The organism is Pseudomonas sp. Tn43 (assembly GCF_014192635.1).
Classification (GTDB): Bacteria; Pseudomonadota; Gammaproteobacteria; order Pseudomonadales; family Pseudomonadaceae; genus Aquipseudomonas.
Genome location: NZ_JACHYG010000003.1, coordinates 647,033 through 667,779 on the forward strand (window position 1 = coordinate 647,033; position 20,747 = coordinate 667,779).

Below are 20,747 nucleotides of genomic sequence, written 5' to 3' on the forward strand. Positions count from 1 at the left end.
CTTCAGCTGGAAAAGCGATAACCGTTATGGACGGTCGTCGACTTCCGTCTCGGCCACTGCTGCAGGAATCAGGTCCTCGCTGCTCAGGTTCAGCCAGATCAGCACCACGTTCGCGATGTAAATCGACGAGTAAGTACCCGCCAGAACGCCGATGAACAGGGCGATGGAGAAGCCGAACAGGTTATCGCCACCAAAGAACAGCAAGGCCGCGATCGCCAGCAACGTGGAGATCGATGTCGCCATGGTCCGCAGCAGGGTTTGCGTGGTCGAAATGTTGATGTTCTCGATCAGGCTGGCCTTGCGCAGTACCCGGAAGTTCTCGCGAACCCGGTCGAATACCACGATGGTGTCGTTGAGCGAGTAGCCGATGATCGCCAGCACCGCCGCCAGTACCGTCAGGTCGAAGGTGATCTGGAAAAACGACAGGATACCGATGGTCACGATCACGTCGTGGATCAGCGAAACGATCGCACCGACTGCAAACTTCCACTGAAAGCGGAAAGCCAGGTAGATCAAAATGCCGCCCAGCGCCATCAGCATGCCGAGGCCGCCCTGGTCGCGCAGTTCTTCACCGACCTGAGGGCCGACGAATTCGACGCGCTTGACCACCGCAGGGTTATCGCCACCGAGCTTCTGCAAAGCCTCGGCCACCTGGTGACCCAGTTGCGGGTCATCACCTGGCATACGCACCAGCAAATCGGTAGTTGCACCGAAGCTCTGTACGACTGCCTCCTGATAACCCGACGTCACCAGTTGCTCACGCACCTTGGTGACGTCAGCCGGACGCTCGTAGGTCAGCTCGATGAGCGTACCGCCGGTGAAGTCCAGCCCCCAGTTCATGCCCTTGGTGGCGACGCTGAACAGTGCCAGAACCGTAAGGAACAATGTGACGCCGAACGCAATGTTGCGAACGCCCATGAAGTTGATTGTACGTAACATGGCAGCCCCTTAAATCCACAACTTCTTGAAGTCACGACCGCCGAAGATCAGGTTGACCATCGCGCGGGTCACCATGATGGCCGTGAACATCGAGGTAAAGATCCCCAGGGACATAGTCACTGCGAAGCCCTTGACCGGGCCTGTGCCCATGGCAAAGAGAATCCCGCCGACCAACAAGGTTGTCAGGTTGGCGTCGAGAATCGCGGTGAATGCCCGGCCGAAGCCTTCGTTGATTGCCCGCTGCACGGTCATGCCGGCCGCAATCTCTTCACGTATCCGCGAGAAGATCAGTACGTTGGCGTCGACCGCCATACCCATGGTCAACACGATACCGGCGATGCCCGGCAGGGTCAGCGTTGCACCCAGCAGCGACATCAGGGCCAGCAGCATCACCATGTTCACCGTCAGCGCAACGGTGGCGATGAGGCCGAAGAAGCGATAGATGGCCATGATGAACAGCGAGACAAACAGCATGCCCCACAGCGATGCATCGATACCTTTGGTGATATTGTCGGCACCCAGGCTTGGACCGATGGTACGTTCTTCAGCGAAGTACATCGGTGCCGCCAGACCACCGGCACGCAGCAGCAATGCCAGCTCGGACGACTCGCCCTGGCCGGTCAGGCCGGTGATGCGGAACTGGGCACCCAGCGGCGACTGAATGGTCGCCAGGCTGATGATCTTCTTCTCTTCTTTGAACGTCTGAACCGGTACGTCTTTCTCGACACCGTTGACCACTTGCTTGACGTAAGTAGTGACAGGACGTTGCTCGATGAAGATCACCGCCATGCTGCGACCGACGTTGTTACGGGTCGCACGATTCATCAGCTCGCCGCCATGGCCATCCAGACGGATGTTCACTTCTGGCGTGCCTTGCTCGCCGAAGCCAGCCTTGGCGTCAGTCACCTGGTCACCGGTGATGATCAGGCCACGCTCGATCAGCGCCGGAGGACGATTGCCTTCGCGGAACTCGAACGATTCGGAAGTGGCTTTCGAAGCACCAGGCTCAGCCGCCAGACGGAACTCAAGGTTGGCCGTCTTGCCGAGGATACGCTTGGCTTCTGCAGTGTCTTGCACGCCCGGCAGCTCAACCACGATGCGGTTGGCGCCTTGGCGCTGAACGATAGGTTCGGCAACACCCAGCTCGTTGACGCGGTTACGAACCGTGGTCAAGTTCTGCTTGATGGAGTATTCGCGGATTTCCGCCAGCTTGGCCGGGGTCATCGCCAGACGCAGTACCGGTTGGCCATTGAGGTCGGCCGGAACAATATCGAAATCGTTGAAGTTCTTGCGAATCAGCGCACGCGCCTCTTCACGGGCTGCTTCATCAGTGAAGCCCAGCTGAATGGCACCGCCCAGTTGCGGCAGGCTGCGATAGCGCAGACGCTCTTTGCGCAACAGGCTCTTGACGTCGCCTTCGTAGACTTTCAGGCGTGCATCGAGGGCTTTGTCCATGTCCACTTCCAGCAGGAAGTGCACACCACCGGACAAGTCCAGACCCAGCTTCATCGGGTGCGCGCCAAGGCTGCGCAGCCATTGCGGGGTGGTTTGCGCCAGGTTCAGTGCAACAACGTAGTCATCACCCAATGCCTTGCGCACGACGTCTTTGGCTGGCAGCTGATCTTCAGCCTTGGTCAGACGGATCAGACCGCCCTTGCCGCCTTCAGCCAGGGTGGCCGCCTTGACGTTGATCCCGGAATCCTTGAGCGCGGTGCTCACACGATCCAGATCAGCCTGAGTAACCTGCAGTGCAGTGCTTGCACCGCTGACCTGAATGGCCGGGTCATCAGGGTATAGATTGGGAGCGGAATAAATCAGACCGATCGCTAGCACCGCCAGGATCAGAATGTATTTCCACAGAGGGTATTTGTTCAGCATCACGCCGCCCGCTTATGACGCGGGGCGCCTTGCGCGCCCCGTCGATTGAGTAGAAGTTGGAACTTAGATCGCTTTGAGCGTGCCTTTTGGCAGCGTGGCGGCGATGGCGCCTTTCTGGAATTTCATTTCGACGGTGTCGGAGACTTCCAGGACAACGAAGTCGTCGGACACTTTGGTGATCTTGCCGGCGATACCACCGGTGGTCACAACTTCGTCACCTTTTTGCAGGCTGCTCAGCAGGGTTTTCTGCTCTTTGGCGCGCTTGGCCTGTGGACGCCAGATCATCAGGTAGAAGATGACCAGGAAGCCGACCAGGAAAATCCACTCGAAACCGCCACCCATCGGGGCTGCCGCAGGTGCAGCAGCATCAGCCATGGCATTAGAGATAAAAAAGCTCATTTAGCACTCCAGTTGCAAATGTTGAATCTTGGGGTCAGGAAACTCAGTCCAAAGGCGGAACAGGTAAACCGCGTTTGGCGTAGAAGGCATCGACAAAGGCGGCCAATGTACCCTGTTGAATAGCCTCGCGCAAACCAGCCATAAGCACCTGGTAATGGCGCAAATTGTGGATGGTATTCAACATGCTACCCAGCATTTCGCCGCATTTGTCCAGGTGATGCAGATAAGCGCGGGAGAAGTTCTGGCAGGTGTAGCAATCGCAGGTTGGATCCAGCGGCGAATCATCATGGCGATGGAACGCGTTACGGATCTTCAGCACGCCTGTATCAATGAACAGATGCCCATTGCGGGCATTACGGGTTGGCATCACGCAATCGAACATGTCCACACCGCGGCGCACACCCTCAACCAGATCTTCCGGTTTGCCAACGCCCATAAGGTAACGAGGTTTGTCAGCCGGCATTTGGCCCGGCAGGTAATCCAGCACTTTGATCATTTCGTGCTTGGGCTCGCCCACCGACAGACCGCCGATGGCCAGGCCGTCGAAGCCGATCTTGTCGAGGCCTTCCAGCGAGCGCATGCGCAAATCCTGGTGCATGCCGCCCTGAACGATGCCAAACAATGCCGCGGTGTTATCACCATGGGCGTTTTTCGAACGCTGGGCCCAGCGCAACGACAGCTCCATCGATACGCGAGCGACGTCTTCATCGGCCGGGTACGGGGTGCATTCGTCAAAGATCATCACGATGTCCGAGCCCAGGTCGCGCTGGACCTGCATCGACTCTTCCGGGCCCATGAACACTTTGGCGCCGTCAACCGGAGAAGCGAAGGTCACGCCCTCCTCCTTGATCTTGCGCATCGCACCCAGGCTAAACACTTGAAAACCGCCGGAGTCTGTAAGAATCGGGCCTTTCCACTGCATGAAATCATGCAGGTCGCCGTGCTTCTTGATCACTTCGGTGCCAGGACGCAGCCACAGGTGGAAGGTGTTGCCCAGAATGATCTCAGCGCCGATCGCCTCGATATCCCGTGGCAGCATGCCCTTGACCGTGCCATACGTGCCCACCGGCATGAAGGCCGGGGTCTCGACGGTACCGCGCGGGAAGGTCAAACGACCGCGACGCGCCTTGCCATCTGTGGCAAGGAGCTCAAAAGACATGCGACTGGTGCGACTCATTCTGTTTCCTCTGGGCCACGTGGTGCGGGATTACGGGTGATAAACATCGCATCACCGTAGCTGAAAAAGCGGTATTCGTTGTCGACGGCGGCTTTATAGGCGGCCATGGTCTCGGGATAACCGGCGAACGCCGAAACCAGCATCAACAGCGTGGACTCGGGCAAATGGAAGTTGGTAACCAGGGCATCGACCACATGAAACGGCCGCCCCGGGTAGATAAAGATGTCGGTATCGCCACTGAACGGCTTGAGCACGCCATCGCGCGCGGCACTTTCCAGAGAACGCACGCTAGTGGTCCCCACAGCCACCACGCGACCACCGCGAGCGCGGCAGGCCGCAACGGCATCGACCACGTCTTGGCCGACTTCCAGCCATTCGCTGTGCATGTGGTGATCTTCAATCTTTTCGACGCGCACCGGCTGAAAGGTGCCGGCGCCAACGTGCAAGGTCACGAACGCAGTCTCGATGCCCTTGGCGGCAATCGCCTCCATCAGCGGCTGGTCGAAATGCAGCCCCGCCGTCGGCGCCGCCACCGCGCCCAGACGCTCGGCGTACACCGTCTGATAACGCTCGCGGTCCGAGCCTTCATCCGGGCGGTCTATATAAGGAGGCAACGGCATGTGCCCGACACGGTCGAGCAGCGGCAACACTTCTTCGGCAAACCCCAACTCGAACAACGCATCGTGACGCGCCAGCATCTCGGCTTCGCCACCACCGTCGATCAGGATCTTCGAACCCGGCTTGGGCGACTTGCTGGAACGCACATGGGCCAGCACGCGGTGACTGTCGAGCACCCGCTCCACCAGGATTTCCAGCTTGCCGCCGGAAGCCTTCTGGCCAAACAGCCGCGCCGGAATCACCCGGGTATTGTTGAACACCATCAAATCGCCCGGGCGCAAATGCTCAAGCAAATCAGTGAATTGACGGTGTGCCAGGGCGCCGCTGACCCCATCCAGGGTCAACAGGCGACTACCGCGACGCTCGGCCAAAGGATGGCGAGCAATCAGCGAATCAGGGAGCTCAAAGGTAAAGTCAGCAACGCGCATGATGGGGTTCGTCTAGCAGGGCCGGGAAGTCTAGCGGAAATATCAAAAATTCTCCATGTACCTGATTGACCAACGGTTATCTCATCTCTATACTTCGCCGCCATTGAGCCCTGATGGCGGAATTGGTAGACGCGGCGGATTCAAAATCCGTTTTCGAAAGGAGTGGGAGTTCGAGTCTCCCTCGGGGCACCAAAATTAAGAAAGGTCTTGCTTTGCAAGGCCTTTTTTTTCGCCTATAGAAAAGTGATCTCGCCCCGCCACCCCGTAGGAGCTGCCGAAGGCTGCGATCTTTTGATTTTGCTCTCCAACGCCACAAACCCGAAACCACTCGGCTCGAATCAAGGATTCACACCAATGGAATTGCCACTGGAAACCGTTGCTCTTTTCGCCTTCAAGCTGGCTTATGAGAGGGAGGGGGAAAGCCCTATTCTGCGGGACGATCCGATCATGAGTGATTATGAGCGGGAGGTGTTTGGGTTGTTGGTGCGTCGGGGTGATGTTGAGGGGATTCAGTTTAGAGTGGCGCATTGTGTGGATTTGGCGCTGGAGGCCATAGGCGGAGTTAATACAGTTCTCGGTCGCGAGCTGCATCGATTGGCGGCAGATTTCAGCGCTGCCCAGACGATCCCACAGCTGGATGTCCCGCTCATCGCTCTTATGGACTACATGAAAGACATTCAATGAATAAAGAGGCCTGCCTAAAATGGGGACGCCCGATAGGAGCTCCCACGCGAGGAGCCACGTCTTGTTGAAATCAATCTTCTATCTTTCCCTGTTTTTCAAATGAACATCGTGAGCATGACCTCATAGCGCATTTCCCCCCACACCGCTGCTGCCCCTACTCCGTCTGATCTGTCGTCCGCACCGCAATCTCAATCGCCCGAATACTGATCGCCGCAAATATCGCCGTCATCAGCACCCCGTTGAATCCCAGCAAAATCGCCAATATCCGCGAGACGGCCAGTTTGGGGACGAGTTCTCCATAACCGATGGTCAGGCCGGTCACGAACGCGAAGTAGATGCCGTCAAAGGGATCCCATCCTTCCAGAAAGCTGATGATCAGGCCGAACAGCACAATCAAAAACAGCAGGATGGAAAAAATTGGCCAGACAACGTGAAAGTAAAACCTGACGGCTTTGTAGAACTCGCGACGGACGTGCGATGCATGAGTGGTGTTCATGTTGTGGACCTCTTGGGACTGGCCTGACCGGCAATTGAATGCATGGCGTTTCAATACCCTCTCAGCTTGGCACAAGCGAGCTCAAGGACTGTTCGAAAGATGTTAATGAGCGAACGCCTCGGGCCGTACTCTTCTAGACTTAACGGGTAGTCGTAGACAGAATCGAACACGTCGCTTTGGTGCAGATGAATCAAAGGCAGCATGGCAAGCTGCCTGTTATGCCCTGAAGAGGTGCGGCAAAGACTGCACCGGGCCCAACAAGATGCCCGCTCAGGGTGCCTGGCCAACGGCCTGAAAATGCCACGATTCCGTGACGTGGTGTGACTGCCGCAGCCGACACTTTCGGACAACTGACAACCGCCTGGTTTGTCCGTGATCGTGAGGAATGCTGTATGCCTGATGAAATGTTGCACCTGCCTATGGTCAACAGCCTGCTGGAGCGCCACAAACGTTCCCCCGGCGCACTGTTGCCGATCCTTCATGAGATTCAGGAGGGCATTGGTTACATCCCCGATGCCGCCATCCCCGAGATTGCCCACGCCCTCAACCTGAGTCAGGCCGAGGTTCGCGGGGTGATCAGTTTCTACCATGATTTCCGTACCGCGCCGCCGGCCCGGCATATCTTGCGCCTGTGTCGGGCCGAGTCCTGCCAGAGCCGTGGCGCCGAACAGCTCGCCGCGCAGTTGCGCGAACGCCTGCAACTGGACGACCACGGCAGCAGCGCCGACGGCAGCATCAGTTTGCGCCCGGTGTATTGCCTTGGCGCGTGTGCCTGTTCGCCCGCTCTGGAGCTGGATGGTCAAGTGCATGCGCGGCTTAGTGCCGAGCGTCTGGATGCCCTGCTCGACGCTTGCCGGGAGGACGCATGATGCCAGCTTTCTATTTGTCCTCGGATTCGGTGGCCCGTGCCGTGGGTACCGAAGAGGTTGCGGTAGCCCTTATCACCCACGCCCGGGGACGCTCTGTTCCCCAGGAATTGCAACGTACCAGTTCGCGCGGTCTGTATTGGCTGGAACCGCTGCTTGAGGTGGACAGCCCGCAAGGCCGTATCGGCTTCGGCCCGCTGACTGCCGCCGACGTGCCTTCCGTGCTCGATGCATTGCAAGGCGAGCCGTCCGCGCATCCACTGGCCTTGGGCCTGGTGGAAGAATTGCCGTATCTCAAGACCCAACAACGCCTGCTGTTTGCCCGCGCCGGCATCACCCGGCCGCTGTATCTCGACGATTACCTGGATCATGGCGGTTTCGAGGGTTTGAAAAGAGCCGTCACCCTCGGTGGTGAACAGACCGCGACCGAGGTGTTCGATTCCGGCCTGCGTGGCCGTGGCGGCGCAGCCTTCCCCGCCGGGATCAAATGGCGCACGGTGCGCGCTACCGAAGCGGCGCAGAAATACATTGTGTGCAACGCCGACGAAGGCGATTCCGGCACCTTCGCCGACCGCATGTTGATGGAAGGCGACCCCTTCCTGCTGATCGAAGGCATGGCCATTGCCGGTATCACCGTTGGCGCCACTTACGGCTACATCTACGTGCGCTCGGAATATCCACAAGCCGTCGCCGTGCTTCGCGCGGCACTGAATATCGCTCGATCTGCCGGTTACCTGGGTGCCAATGTTGCCGGCAGCGGCCAGGCCTTCGACATGGAAGTGCGCGTCGGTGCCGGCGCTTACATCTGCGGAGAGGAAACCGCGCTGCTGGATTCTCTGGAAGGCAAGCGCGGGATCGTTCGCGCCAAGCCACCGATTCCCGCCCTGCAGGGGCTGTTCGGCTTGCCGACTCTGGTGCATAACGTGCTGACCCTGGCCTCGGTGCCGCTGATTCTGGCCAAGGGCGCGCAGTTCTATCGCGATTACGGCATGGGCCGCTCTTTGGGCACCATGCCCTTTCAGTTGGCGGGCAACGTTCGTCACGGCGGCCTGGTTGAGCGGGCCTTTGGCCTGACGCTGCGAGAACTGGTGGAAGACTACGGCGGTGGAACCGCCAGTGGCCGGCCGCTGAAAGCCGCCCAAGTGGGTGGCCCGCTCGGCGCCTGGGTGCCGCCCTCGCAATTCGATACGCCGCTGGATTACGAAGCCTTCGCCGCCATCGGCGCGATGCTCGGTCACGGTGGTGTGGTGGTGGCTGACGACAGCCTGGACATGGCCCGCATGGCGCGCTTCGCCATGCAGTTCTGTGCCGAGGAGTCCTGCGGCAAATGCACCCCTTGCCGCATCGGCTCGACCCGGGGCGTGGAGGTGATCGACCGCCTGCTGGCCGCGCCTGACCAGGACAGTCGTGATGAGCAGGTGATCATCCTCAAGGACCTGTGCGACACCCTGCAATACGGTTCGCTGTGCGCGTTAGGCGGCATGACTTCCTATCCAGTCGTCAGCGCCCTCAAGTACTTCCCCGCCGACTTCGGTCTGCAGTCCTCGGAGGCCGACCAATGATCACTCTCTTCGATCCGAAAACCGATATCGACCTGGGTACCCCTGCCCGCGACAGTCAGGTGCAAGTCACCCTCAATATCGATGGCCGCAGCATCAGCGTGCCCGAAGGCACCTCGGTAATGCGCGCCGCCGCGCTGCTGGGCACGACCATTCCCAAACTGTGCGCCACAGACAGCCTGGAAGCCTTCGGTTCCTGCCGCATGTGCCTGGTGGAGATCGACGGCATGCGTGGTTATCCGGCCTCCTGCACCACGCCGGTCAGCGAAGGCATGAGCGTCCATACCCAGACGCCAAAACTCGCGACCCTGCGCCGCAACGTCATGGAGCTGTACATCTCCGATCACCCGCTCGATTGCCTGACCTGCTCGGCCAACGGCAACTGCGAGTTGCAAACCGTCGCCGGTCAGGTCGGCCTGCGAGAAGTGCGTTACGGCTATGAAGGCGACAACCATCTGGCGGATGTGAAGGACACTTCCAATCCCTACTTCGACTACGACCCGAGCAAATGCATCGTCTGCAACCGTTGCGTGCGCGCCTGCGAAGAAACCCAGGGCACCTTCGCCCTGACCATTACCGGGCGCGGTTTCGAATCCCGTGTCGCGGCCGCCGGGGGCGAGAACTTCCTGGACTCGGAATGCGTGTCCTGCGGTGCTTGTGTGCAAGCCTGCCCGACCGCGACGCTGATGGAAAAAAGCGTGGTCGAACTGGGGCAACCGGAACACAGTGTGATCACCACTTGCGCTTATTGCGGTGTGGGCTGTTCGTTCCGCGCCGAGATGAAAGGCGACCAACTGGTGCGCATGGTTCCGGACAAGAACGGCCAGGCCAACCACGGCCACTCCTGCGTCAAAGGACGCTTTGCCTGGGGCTACGCCACCCATCCAGATCGCATCACCAAGCCGATGATCCGCAAGCACATCAATGACCCTTGGCAGGAAGTCAGCTGGGATGAAGCGGTGACCTATGCCGCCAGCGAATTCCGTCGGCTGCAGCAAAAATACGGCCGCGACTCCATTGGCGGCATCACCTCCAGCCGCTGCACCAATGAAGAAACCTATCTGGTGCAAAAACTGATACGCGCCGCCTTCGGCAACAACAACGTCGACACCTGTGCGCGGGTCTGCCACTCGCCGACCGGCTATGGCCTGAAACAAACCCTGGGCGAGTCCGCCGGCACCCAGAGTTTCGACTCGGTGATGCAGGCCGACGTGATTCTGGTCATGGGCGCCAACCCCAGCGATGCCCACCCGGTGTTCGCCTCCCAGCTCAAACGTCGCCTGCGTGAAGGCGCGCGGCTGATCGTCATCGACCCACGACGCATTGATCTGGTGGACTCGGCGCATGCACGCGCCGAATTGCACCTGGCCCTGCGCCCAGGCACCAACGTCGCCATGCTCAACGCCTTGGCCCACGTTATCGTCACCGAAGGCCTGCTCAATCAAACCTTTATCGACGCCCGCTGCGAAGGCACTGATTTCGCCCGCTGGAGCGAGTTCGTCAGCCGCCCGGAAAACTCGCCGGAAACCCTTGGCGCCATCTGCGGCGTAGACCCGGTCGACATCCGCGCCGCCGCTCGTCTGTATGCCACCGGCGGCAACGCGGCGATCTACTACGGCCTGGGCGTCACCGAGCACAGCCAGGGCAGCACCGCGGTCATGGGCATCGCCAACCTGGCCATGGCTACCGGCAACATCGGCCGCGAAGGCGTGGGCGTGAACCCGCTGCGTGGGCAAAACAACGTTCAAGGCTCCTGCGACATGGGCTCCTTCCCCCACGAATTGCCTGGCTACCGCCACGTCTCTAACGAAGCGGTTCGGGCGCAGTTCGAACAGGCGTGGAACGTCACTCTGCAACCTGATCCGGGCCTGCGCATTCCCAACATGTTCGAGGCAGCACTGGGCGGTAGCTTTAAAGGTTTGTATTGCCAAGGCGAAGACATCGCCCAGAGCGACCCGAATACCCAGCACGTCACCGCGGCGCTGTCGGCCATGGAATGCGTGGTGGTGCAGGATATTTTCCTCAACGAAACCGCCAAGTTCGCCCACGTATTCCTGCCAGGCAGCTCGTTCCTGGAAAAAGACGGCACCTTCACCAATGCCGAGCGGCGCATTTCTCGTGTGCGTAAAGTCATGGAACCGCTGGGTGGCAAGGCCGACTGGGAAGGCACCGTAGCGCTGTCCAACGCACTCGGTTACCCGATGAGTTACCAGCACCCGTCAGAAATCATGGATGAAATCGCCAGCCTGACGCCGACCTTCACCAACGTCAGCTACACCGAACTGGATCGCCACGGCAGCCTGCAATGGCCGTGCAACGCCTCGGCACCCGACGGCACGCCGACCATGCACATCGAGGAGTTCGTGCGTGGCAAGGGCCGCTTCATGCTCACCGGTTACGTGCCTACCGAGGAAAAGGTCAACAGTCGCTATCCCCTGCTGCTGACCACCGGGCGCATCCTCAGCCAATACAACGTCGGCGCCCAGACCCGGCGTACCGACAACGTCGCCTGGCACCACGAAGACCGGCTGGAAATCCACCCGACCGATGCCGAGAGCCGTGGCATCAACGAAGGGGACTGGGTCGGCATCGGCAGCCGCGCCGGGCAGACCGTTCTGCGTGCGCGGATCACCGAACGGGTAGCCCCGGGCGTGGTGTACACCACCTTTCACTTCCCTGAGTCGGGGGCCAACGTGATCACCACTGACAATTCCGACTGGGCTACCAACTGTCCGGAATACAAGGTCACCGCCGTGGAAGTCAGCCGCGTCTACCACCCTTCGGAATGGCAAAAACGCTATCAGGCGTTCAGCGACGAACAGCAACGCCTGCTCGACGAACGCCGCCAGGCGCGTGGCGCTAAAGCGGAGGTACGCCGATGAGTACCGATAACCTGATCAAAATGGCCAACCAGATCGCCCAGTATTTCGCCAGCGAGCCGGACCAGAAACAGGCTGTGCTCGGCGTGCGTAATCATCTGCAGATGTACTGGACGCCCGGCATGCGCAAGGAATTGCTGGCCTGGCAGACGGCGCATCAAGGGGCAGACTTGCACCCATTGGCGCAGGCGGCGGTCAGTGGGGCGGGCTGGGAGGCTTAGGTACGCTTGATCCGTTGGAATCAGCCCTGAGCTTTCGGGGCTTTCCATCTTTCCAAACTAGAACTCGACCCGTTGGTAGGCGCCTTCAGCGCCTACATTGTGACCAAAACCGCATGATTCACCGGCCGTACGCGTTACCGTGAGCAGGTCTTTTTTAATGTCGAAGTCGTATTCACAGTCACCATCATCTCCACTCATGGCGTAATGAGCCTTGCCGTTATCAAACGCTAATACCGTTGAAAACTCACCGAGATTGGGACCGTAATACATCGCCATCAGGCCTGCGTAATAACCCTCGAAATCAACTTGGTATTTCATGCCTTGTGGCTTGATCGTCATGGAATTCCATAACGAAGCCCCGGCATATTGCCAATACTGCCCTTGCGGTTTGCTTGACTGTTTCTCCAGGGCGTTCTTGATATCGCCGCTGATTTTCCCGAGGTTGAACATCGATTTTTTGTCGTTGGGCAGAATACTCAACCACGCCCGAGCCTTCAGGTAATTGCCTTCGTGGACGTAGGTCAGTGCCACGTTGTTGTAGGCCAACGCGACTTTTTCTTCGTCCAGCTGACAACTCTCAGACCAACCGGCTTGCTGCTCATATTGTTCCCGAGCCTTGGCATATTGCTTGAGCTTGTAATATTTCCCACCCTCGGCGGAATACTCGCTGACTTTAAGGCAGTTGGCGGTGGCCTCCTCCTCAGTAATGTCTGCGTGAGCAAAAAATGGGGTGATGAGCAGCAGGAGGATCGCTTCAATCTGTATGAAGCGGCGCCATTTAATGTCCATATTATTTCTCTGTTTGAATGTCGACCCGTTGTTCTGATCGCAGCAATAAACGGGAATTTCTGCTGGCCTGGCCGCTGAGCGGCCAGGCCCTGTTATCAGTGCCGCGAAACTATCCGCGCCACAAGATTTTCCCTGTGCACCTTGATTTCCCCCGTCACATCCGGCCCCTCATAAACCATTGAGGTTTCATAGTTGGCCCAGCGGTCACGTCTCGCACTGAACCAGTTAAATGATCCCATACACAGCAACTCATCGTCGGCCATGACGATTTTGCTATGTACCCGGGCCACCACATGGGAGTCGATGCGCTGGCCTCGCAGGGCCTCAATGGCGTGCTTGAGTTCATCTCTTTTCGCTTGAATGTCAGGCGATTTTTCTGAAATGTTGAAATCCCTGTCGGTATAAACCCGCACTTTGACGCCTCGCTCAACCGCGGCACTCATTGCCTCCCATGCGCCGATCTCGTGGATCCGCTTCAATATAATCCATGGCGAAACGATGTGTACTTCACGCATTGCGGTGGCCAAGGTTTTCAACAAGAAGTCGTCGTGAGCATCCGCGTTTATCAGATGGCTAAGTGTTGACCGGGGAGACTCCAGGTCTTTGCGCGGAAGGTATTCGAAAGCCAGCTCACTCGCAGGATCGCGTAGCAGGTAGTCAGCCAGCAGAGCACGAGGCTTACCTTTGGGCACCATGCCGAACAGGTCCATGTCGCCAAAAACCAGGAAGCTATCCTTGGCCCGGGAGACCGCTACGTTGAGCATGCTCGGTCGACGATCGATGAAGCCACCATCAGCGTGCTTGGAATACACCGCAGAAAAGATCACCACCGGCCGCGCCGCCCCCTGAAAGGAGTGAACGGTGCCGATGGTCAGCTCGCCTTCGCCTTTGCCAGTCTGGATGCCCAGTGCGGCGCATGCCTCGGCAATCGCTTGGGATTGCGCGCCGAAGGGCGTGATCACACCCACGATCTTCCACAACTCCAGCCCGTAACTTGCCTCCAGTTTCTCGCGGTGGGCAGCGATCCACGCCGCGATCGTTTCGGCCTCGAGACGGTTCATGCGGCTACGGCCGTTCTGCTGTCGGCAGATGCCATCCACATGCAGATAAGCCAAGCCTGGCAACAGGCCGCCATGAGGTTTAGTACCACGCTTGGGCACCAATTTGCCTTGGTAACAAAGGGTGTTGCAGTAATCGACGATCGAGTCATAGCAACGACGATGTTCGTACAGGAACATGCCCCGGTCCATGTCGGGGTCGTACCAATAGCGACTGGCATTTTGGGCAATTTGCATCACGCTGCCCGATGCCGCACTCACACCCGTGGCGCAAAGTTTTGCATACGCTTCATCGACACCGACACTTGGCAACAGATTGCTACACAACAGGTTGCCGATGTCCACCGAGTCCGGGATCGACCAAATCGGTTCGATTTGCAACGTGTCCCCGATGACCAGGGCTTTCTTGCCCAAGGCAAAGGAAGCACCGGCGACTTCGGGCAAAACCTGACCGGCTTCGTCGACGATCAATAGATCGATGAGGTTGTACATGTAGTCTTCAATCAGACCCTGGCCGCTGTGCTTGCTGCCCTTCATATGGGCGGGCAGCATGAAGAAAGTCGACACGACGCAGGGTGTCAGTTTCATCCAGCGATACCATTTTTTTTCCAGGGCTTTTCGGCCGTTCTTGCTTTGGTCCTTGAGGATTTGTGGCAACGTTTGCTCGACTTCAAGCAACCAGCGCCCTTCCCAATAGTGCGTGCTCAACAGGAAGATCGGGAAGCGAATCCGAGTGTCGGCCAACGGATCGCAATCGTTCAGGGTCATGTCATCGGTCACAACATCGGGAGCCAGCTCCAGCGGCGACAGTGCTGATCGCCAACTCGCCAGGCGCTGCTTTAGCGCCAACTGCAACTCTTGTGCGGCGTTGATTTTCGCCTCAAGTGCGCTGATCTCGGCGCTTGTCGTGGCACGCCAGGCGGCCAGTGTTTCGCTGATTGCCAACACATTGTCCAGCGCGAGTAACTGGGTCAGTTGAGCCTTGTTCAGCAACGGCTCCGATGCCTGCAAAGCGTCGTGGCTCTGCTCGAGATGCAGCCGTGCACGAAGCAAGCGCTTTTGTTGAACAGGTGCAAACCAGGCGAAGATCACGTACCACAGCGATTCGTCGGCCAGGTACTTGCGGAACGAATTCTCCAGCGCTTTTTGTTGGGTGCTTTTGGCCTTGAGATTCTGCACGTCTTGCTGCGCAGCTGTGATACCGGCCTCAGGATCATCGCCCCACACCGCCACAAGTGCCTGGCGTGCGGTCGCCAGGGCTTGCCATGAGCGTTCGATGTTGTGCAATTCATTGGAACGAGCTTGCAGCGCGTGGTGCAACTGTCCAACAACCCCTTCCACCGTGGGCGACGGCAAGGAGGGGAAAGCCGTTGATGCTTTGCTCAACCACTCGTCTTTGGCCTGTTCCAGGTAACTGGCAGACTCGGTACCGGTAAAGAAGCTTTGGCACTGATATTTGCTCGATGTTACCGGGTCTGTGAATTTGCTCGGGAAATAAGCCCCAAAGCTTTTGATGTCCGGCAACCAGCGGCCGGCAAATGGCCCGCTGCCAGAGGCGAAATCGGTGGCGAAGGCATCGAGAATATTGGTCACCGCCTGGTTATTGGTAGAGCTGGCGACAATCACCGGCGGCTCTGCTCCAGCCAACGCAGCCTTGGCCCACAGCGAAGCCACAACCGATAGCAGCAAGGTGGTCTTGCCCGTACCGGGCGGCCCGTTCACCCCTAGAATGTCTCCGTCGTTGGAGGCCAGGAAATGTGCCAGGGCTCCACGTTGCTCACTGGCCAACGCATACTCATCGCTGGCATGGCCCAAACGTGTGGCAAAACCGGCATTTGGCGGCAAGCACGGTTCAGGGTCGAGCGATGCCTGACTGGCGTAGCGTTCAAATAGCGCGCTTTGGGGAGACGTGTCATGCAGGTGATCATACAAGCGCACAATGTGCTGACTGGCGCCGGATACCTTTTCTTCTTTGAACAGACACCATTCATTCGATCGTTCGTAGCCGTTATCGCCTTGCAGCCAACCTGAACTGACTTCGTCGACAAAACGCTGACAAAAACCCAAATACGTTGCCCACCGTTCGGCATATTCGTCGGTCGCGGCGGCCTGGCCTTCTTCGGGGGACTCGAATGCTGGCAGCGTGTTGACCGCCAAAAACCGATCGACGTCCGCGACATCGCCCAACGCGAAACAGCCTGACTCCAGAGGCTCCAGGATATCTCGCGGAATAACAGTGTTTTTAGTCGGAAAAAGTTGCCCGTGACGATTGATCTGCACATGCCCAAGCAGTGGCGTCACCAGCGCATGCATCCCGTTACGGGGTTTTCCGTGTTCCAGTCGCGCCTTGAATACCCAGGGCCGAATGGTGACTTCAAGCGTATGGCATTGCCGAGGCTCGTCCTTGAATAACGCTTCGACGGTCTCGCTTCCCAAGTAACCGGCGTGCAAGGCTTCGAGCGGGAGGTGAACATGGCCTGCCAGGTCATCGAGTTTCAGACCGCCGCTGCCATTCTCGGCGTCGACGAGGGAGTTGCGCCAATACTTGGCGAATTTCAGAGAGTTTTCGTTCATCGTCCTGATTCAGTCGTGTCGTACACCTGATGCCACTTTGTATGGCCAGGCACTAGCGGAAATGGGCCCATGCGTTCTTTCGCGAGCCTATTGGCTGGGGGGATCCAAAATGCGGAGGCAGGTTCAGCCCCCCGCTCAATCAGACCTTGGCAACAACTATCGCGGCGTTTCAACAGAAGCGATCAGACTGTCGTCATCAATGAGCAACGCCTGATTGGTCAACGCACTATCGTTGAGCAAACGCAGGGCTTTTTTCTCCCGCAACTTGGCGACCAGGCTTTCGCGATGGGTCATGGTGTGATTGATGAACGTCGTACGAGAGAGGATCAAACGGACAGGCGTTGGCAGCATTTCATAAGCTTTTTCGACCAACATGATGAAGACCTCATCATCCTTGAGCTTTTCTTCCGTAACAGTCAGCAGGCCATTGACCAAAACGTTTTCGACCTTGCCCCAGTTATTTTCCAAAAACTCCGAGGCTTTCGATGTGCCTGCCGAAAAATTGCCGGACACACTGTCTTTGGCTGCCATGGCCTTGTCGGCGATCCCGCCTGACAGAGCCCGCGCTTTATCCGTAAGAGACTTGAACATCTTCTACTCCATGAGATGTGGATCCATTTATGGGTCAGAACCTTAGCAGACGAAAATGTGATGGCATAGCGCCTTCACTCACGAAGTGACCGAAGGCGATTGGAATGACCTGTGCCCTACCCCACCTGCACCGGCAACACCACCAACGCTTCCAACCCGCCCTTCGCCCGATTGAGCAGCCGTAATTCTCCGCCATGCTCCAGCACAATTGCCCGAGCCGCCGACAACCCTAAACCCACCCCACCGGTACTCTTGTTCCGCGAACCCTCCAGACGAAAAAACGGTGTAAACACCTGTTCAAGACTGAACTCAGGAATACCCGGCCCACGATCCAGTATTTTGATCCGCACCTGGCCGGCGCTCGGGATCAGTTCAACGCCCGGCTCACTGCCGTACTTGATAGCGTTATCGAGCAAGTTGGTAATCACCCGTTTAAGCCCCAGCGGACGTCCGAAATACACCCACCGCAGCGGCCCGCTGAACGCAATGTCGATGCCCTGATCCCGGTAATCATCAAGCAAGGTTTGCAGCAGTTCTGCCAGATCAAACTGGGTCGCCGGTTCAAGCCGCGCATCATCACGGAAAAACTCCAGCGCCGAATTGATCATTGCCTGCATTTCATCCACGTCACGAAACAGTCGTTGCTGTTGCTCGCTGTCTTCGATGAATTCGCCTCGCAAGCGCATCCGCGTCAGAGGCGCGCGCAGGTCATGGGAGATGGCGGCGAGCATTTGCGTACGGTCGCGGATGAAGTGTTGCAGCTGCGCCTGCATGGCGTTGAACGCGAGAATGGCCTGGCGGATTTCGTGGGGCCCGAGCGGCTCGATCGGCGGTGCGCGGAAATCCACGCCAAAGCGGCGGGCGCCTTCGGCAAAGCGCTGCAAAGGTGTGGCGAGGCGTCGGGTGGCGATCAGCGCGACCAATGCGGTGGAGATCAACACCAGCAGGATGACAATCAGGTAGCGTGGCGTTTCGTCGAGACCCCAACTGCGCGACGGCGCGGAGAACATCAGCCATGATGAATCCGATAGCTCGATCAGCAGCGCGTAATGCGCGTCTGCCGTGTGCTCCGGCCAGTCTGCCGGTTCATAGGCTTCGATGCGCCGGTCAGGGGCTCTGAGCATCGGCTGCAGAATGGTCGAGCCAATGTCAGACTTCGGATCATCCACCGTCGGCAAATTGAGATCGTGCCGATCAGGATGCCACGTGACAGTGAAGCCGTTCTCATTGGCGGCTTGTGCCAATGGGTTGCGCAGCGTCACCGGGGCGGCCTCGATGACGCGGGTGATGGCAGCGGCTTTTTGCAGCAAACCGATCTCGGTCAAGGGCGGGCGCGCCCATACACCGGCCAGTTGGATAAATAACCCGTTGAGCGCCAGGGAAATGAGCATGGCCAGGATGATCGTCAACGCGATCCAGCGCGCTACCGTATCCTGCGGCCATTCTCGGGGGCGAATCCGCTTCAGCCAGCTCATCGCCGCGTCACGCTGGGAGTAAACAGATAACCGCCATTGCGCACGGTGCGGATCATCGCCGGCCGCTTCGTGTCGGACTCGAGTTTGCGTCGCAGCCGGCTGACCTGAACGTCGATGCTGCGATCGAATGCCTCATGGCATTGCCCGCGCGCCAGGTCCAGCAATTGTTCGCGGGTAAGAATGCGTTGGGGGTTTTCGACGAAGACCAGCAGCAAGTCGAACTCACCCGCCGACAGCGGGATCATCACGTTATCCGGCGAGCGCAATTCACGGCGGGTAACGTCCAGGTGCCAGTCGGCGAAATCAATCAGCGGCCGTGGCCGTTCCTGCGGCACCGGCCGGCGCTCGTCCACACGACGCAGCACGGCGCGCACTCGGGCCAACAGTTCACGGGCGTCGAAAGGCTTGGTCAGATAATCATCGGCGCCCAGCTCCAGGCCAACCACCCGATCACTGAGTTCGCCCATGGCCGTCAGCATGATCACTGGTATGGCGTATCGAATCCGCAGTTGCTGACACAGGATCAGGCCGTTGTCGCCGGGCAACATCACGTCAAGAATGATCAGGTCTGGCGCCTGGCGTCCGATGGCCGCCCACAGTGACGCGCCGTCAGTGGCGACCTCAACGCTGTAGCCGTGCTGCACGAAGAATTTTTTCAGTAGATCAAGGACTTCAAGGTCGTCGTCGACAATTAAAAGGCTGTTCACCAAAGGTCACTTAAGGGGCGAATGGAACCGCTATCTAAAACCATTCATGGCCGGGCGTCATATATTTCAACTCTGCAATAAAGCGTCAGCGGCGCAATAAACCAGACATCTTTGCGCAAGGCCCGGAGTTCAGCATCACCGCAAACTCCTCCTGAGACTTGCATTCATGTTGCCTTTCAAGTGTGCTCCCTGGCTGACCCGCAACACCTCAATTGCCGTGTTGGCAGGGCTGACAGGCTGCAGCAGCCAATTGCAGCCCAACACCGATGTTGCCTGCGCCGATGTCGCCTATTCGGTGTACGACCCGGCAGAACCGTTCAATCGCGCAGTCTTTGCGTTCAACCGGACAGTCGACGACTACGCTGTGGCGCCGGTCGCTCGCGGCTATCGCTACTTGCCGGACTTTTTCCAGACCGGTGTGCATAACTTTGTGGCGAACTTCGGTGAGCCCAAGGTCTTTATCAACGACCTGCTGCAAGGCAACCCCATGCGCTCGGTCAATACCCTGGGACGTTTCGCACTCAATACCACGGTGGGGGTGGTGGGCTTGATCGACGTCTCCGGCATGGCCGGTATCCCGCGCCACGACGCGGACTTCGGCCAGACCTTCGGCGTGTGGGGCATCGGCAATGGCCCGATCGTCGAGCTGCCATTGCTTGGAACCTCCAACAGTCGCGACGCCGCCGGCCGGGTGCTCGGCTTTGTTGTCGACCCGTTCGGCAGCAATAGCGATACCGTGGAGACGCTGTCGACTATCAGCACTGTCGGTGGCATCGTCGATGGTCGGGCAGAAGCCTTACCGCTGACCGACAGCCTGCAAAAATTGCCGGACTATTACAGCGCGTTGCGTAATGTGGTGGCCGAGCATCGTGCTGCTTATGTGGCCGATGGCAAACAAGGCTCGCCCGAGAACACTACCTCTCAATGCACAGGAGCACCGGCTGATGGGTTCTGAAAGCAATAGCCTGGTTCTGCAGCAACGGGTGACGCGGGACGACCCGGCCAATCTGCACTGCCGGGAAATTACCCTGCGCTTGTCAGCGGACTGTCGCCAACTGGTGCTCAGCCGATACACCGAACACTACGGGCCGGCACTAGTGCGCTGGATAGAGCGTAGTCATACCGTGTCCGTTGCCGACATGATTCGCTGGCTCGTGGCCAATGGCGAGGCAGATGTCATGAGAACAGACAGCCAGTCGCCGACTTGATTTCAGGATGATGAAGTGGAGGACGGCGACTTCCGGTCGTCTTCCCCGCTACTTATGTCGGGCCAAGATCGCAATCAGCCAGGGGCGACCCGATAATGCCGTACGAACTTTCCTGCGGACAAAACAAAACCCCTACCTGCAGATGCAGATAGGGGTTTCGGAATTTGATCTTGACGATGACCTACTCTCACATGGGGAAAC

The 20,747-nt window shown here is 58.5% G+C and carries 18 protein-coding genes and 1 tRNA gene; 8 read left to right on the forward strand and 11 right to left on the reverse strand.

The window, feature by feature from the left end; all coding sequences use genetic code 11:
- Positions 1–24 precede the first annotated feature (24 nt).
- From secF to queA, 5 genes are all read right to left on the reverse strand, one after another.
- Positions 25–939: a protein translocase subunit SecF gene (gene secF, locus FHW68_RS11570; RefSeq protein WP_095631735.1), complete on the reverse strand. Its 915-nt coding sequence runs from the start codon at positions 937–939 to the stop codon at positions 25–27.
- Positions 940–948: 9 nt separating this feature from the next.
- Positions 949–2,817, reverse strand: a complete 1,869-nt coding sequence (secD, locus tag FHW68_RS11575; protein ID WP_095631736.1) for a protein translocase subunit SecD — start codon at positions 2,815–2,817, stop codon at positions 949–951.
- Positions 2,818–2,880: 63 nt separating this feature from the next.
- Positions 2,881–3,216 carry a preprotein translocase subunit YajC gene (gene yajC / locus FHW68_RS11580; protein WP_095631737.1) on the reverse strand — a complete coding sequence of 112 codons (336 nt, stop codon included), beginning with the start codon at positions 3,214–3,216 and terminating at the stop codon, positions 2,881–2,883.
- A gap of 43 nt (positions 3,217–3,259) precedes the next feature.
- Entirely contained in the window at positions 3,260–4,375 is a 1,116-nt protein-coding gene (gene tgt / locus FHW68_RS11585) for a tRNA guanosine(34) transglycosylase Tgt (RefSeq protein WP_168185069.1), read from the reverse strand.
- Positions 4,376–4,389: 14 nt separating this feature from the next.
- Positions 4,390–5,439 (reverse strand): tRNA preQ1(34) S-adenosylmethionine ribosyltransferase-isomerase QueA, encoded by a 1,050-nt coding sequence (gene queA / locus FHW68_RS11590; protein WP_007903547.1) that lies wholly within the window; start codon positions 5,437–5,439, stop codon positions 4,390–4,392.
- Between the two features lie 107 nt (positions 5,440–5,546).
- Between queA and FHW68_RS11595 the strand changes: the two genes are divergently transcribed.
- Positions 5,547–5,631, forward strand: a tRNA-Leu gene (locus FHW68_RS11595).
- Positions 5,632–5,793: 162 nt separating this feature from the next.
- The gene (locus tag FHW68_RS11600) at positions 5,794–6,123 is read left to right on the forward strand and encodes a hypothetical protein (RefSeq protein ID WP_183680464.1); all 330 of its coding nucleotides are present in this window, start codon (positions 5,794–5,796) and stop codon (positions 6,121–6,123) included.
- A 154-nt stretch (positions 6,124–6,277) separates the two neighbouring features.
- Here FHW68_RS11600 and FHW68_RS11605 read toward each other — a convergent pair whose 3' ends face one another.
- Positions 6,278–6,619, reverse strand: a complete 342-nt coding sequence (locus tag FHW68_RS11605; protein WP_183680465.1) for a potassium channel family protein — start codon at positions 6,617–6,619, stop codon at positions 6,278–6,280.
- Positions 6,620–7,011: 392 nt separating this feature from the next.
- Between FHW68_RS11605 and FHW68_RS11610 the strand changes: the two genes are divergently transcribed.
- The 4 genes from FHW68_RS11610 to FHW68_RS11625 are packed head-to-tail and all read left to right on the forward strand — an operon-like array spanning position 7,012 to position 12,144.
- Positions 7,012–7,488 carry a formate dehydrogenase subunit gamma gene (locus FHW68_RS11610; protein WP_095634322.1) on the forward strand — a complete coding sequence of 159 codons (477 nt, stop codon included), beginning with the start codon at positions 7,012–7,014 and terminating at the stop codon, positions 7,486–7,488.
- Positions 7,485–9,047 (forward strand): NADH-quinone oxidoreductase subunit NuoF, encoded by a 1,563-nt coding sequence (locus FHW68_RS11615; RefSeq protein ID WP_183680467.1) that lies wholly within the window; start codon positions 7,485–7,487, stop codon positions 9,045–9,047. Before FHW68_RS11610 ends, FHW68_RS11615 begins: the two co-directional genes overlap by 4 nt.
- Positions 9,044–11,926 (forward strand): formate dehydrogenase subunit alpha, encoded by a 2,883-nt coding sequence (fdhF, locus tag FHW68_RS11620; protein WP_183680469.1) that lies wholly within the window; start codon positions 9,044–9,046, stop codon positions 11,924–11,926. The genes FHW68_RS11615 and fdhF overlap by 4 nt, the downstream gene beginning before the upstream one ends.
- Positions 11,923–12,144, forward strand: coding sequence for a formate dehydrogenase subunit delta (locus FHW68_RS11625; RefSeq protein WP_095634319.1), 222 nt, complete (start codon positions 11,923–11,925; stop codon positions 12,142–12,144). The genes fdhF and FHW68_RS11625 overlap by 4 nt, the downstream gene beginning before the upstream one ends.
- Before the next feature lie 57 nt (positions 12,145–12,201).
- Here the strand turns inward: FHW68_RS11625 and FHW68_RS11630 are convergent, their stop codons facing one another.
- The 5 genes from FHW68_RS11630 to FHW68_RS11650 form a co-directional block, all read right to left on the reverse strand.
- Positions 12,202–12,933 carry a type IV pilus biogenesis/stability protein PilW gene (locus FHW68_RS11630; RefSeq protein ID WP_095634318.1) on the reverse strand — a complete coding sequence of 244 codons (732 nt, stop codon included), beginning with the start codon at positions 12,931–12,933 and terminating at the stop codon, positions 12,202–12,204.
- Between the two features lie 95 nt (positions 12,934–13,028).
- Positions 13,029–16,565 (reverse strand): AAA domain-containing protein, encoded by a 3,537-nt coding sequence (locus tag FHW68_RS11635; RefSeq protein ID WP_183680471.1) that lies wholly within the window; start codon positions 16,563–16,565, stop codon positions 13,029–13,031.
- Between the two features lie 156 nt (positions 16,566–16,721).
- Positions 16,722–17,096: a hypothetical protein gene (locus tag FHW68_RS11640; protein WP_143517889.1), complete on the reverse strand. Its 375-nt coding sequence runs from the start codon at positions 17,094–17,096 to the stop codon at positions 16,722–16,724.
- 176 nt (positions 17,097–17,272) lie between these two features.
- Entirely contained in the window at positions 17,273–18,631 is a 1,359-nt protein-coding gene (locus tag FHW68_RS11645; RefSeq protein ID WP_095634315.1) for an ATP-binding protein, read from the reverse strand.
- On the reverse strand, positions 18,628–19,338 hold the full coding sequence (locus FHW68_RS11650) for a response regulator (protein WP_095634314.1): 711 nt from the start codon (positions 19,336–19,338) through the stop codon (positions 18,628–18,630). Before FHW68_RS11650 ends, FHW68_RS11645 begins: the two co-directional genes overlap by 4 nt.
- Before the next feature lie 166 nt (positions 19,339–19,504).
- On the opposite strand from FHW68_RS11650, the gene FHW68_RS11655 reads away from it, so the two are divergent.
- Positions 19,505–20,293 carry a VacJ family lipoprotein gene (locus FHW68_RS11655; RefSeq protein WP_183680473.1) on the forward strand — a complete coding sequence of 263 codons (789 nt, stop codon included), beginning with the start codon at positions 19,505–19,507 and terminating at the stop codon, positions 20,291–20,293.
- Complete coding sequence (locus FHW68_RS11660) at positions 20,283–20,546, forward strand: hypothetical protein (protein WP_095634312.1); 264 nt, start codon at positions 20,283–20,285, stop codon at positions 20,544–20,546. Before FHW68_RS11655 ends, FHW68_RS11660 begins: the two co-directional genes overlap by 11 nt.
- Positions 20,547–20,747: the final 201 nt, after the last annotated feature.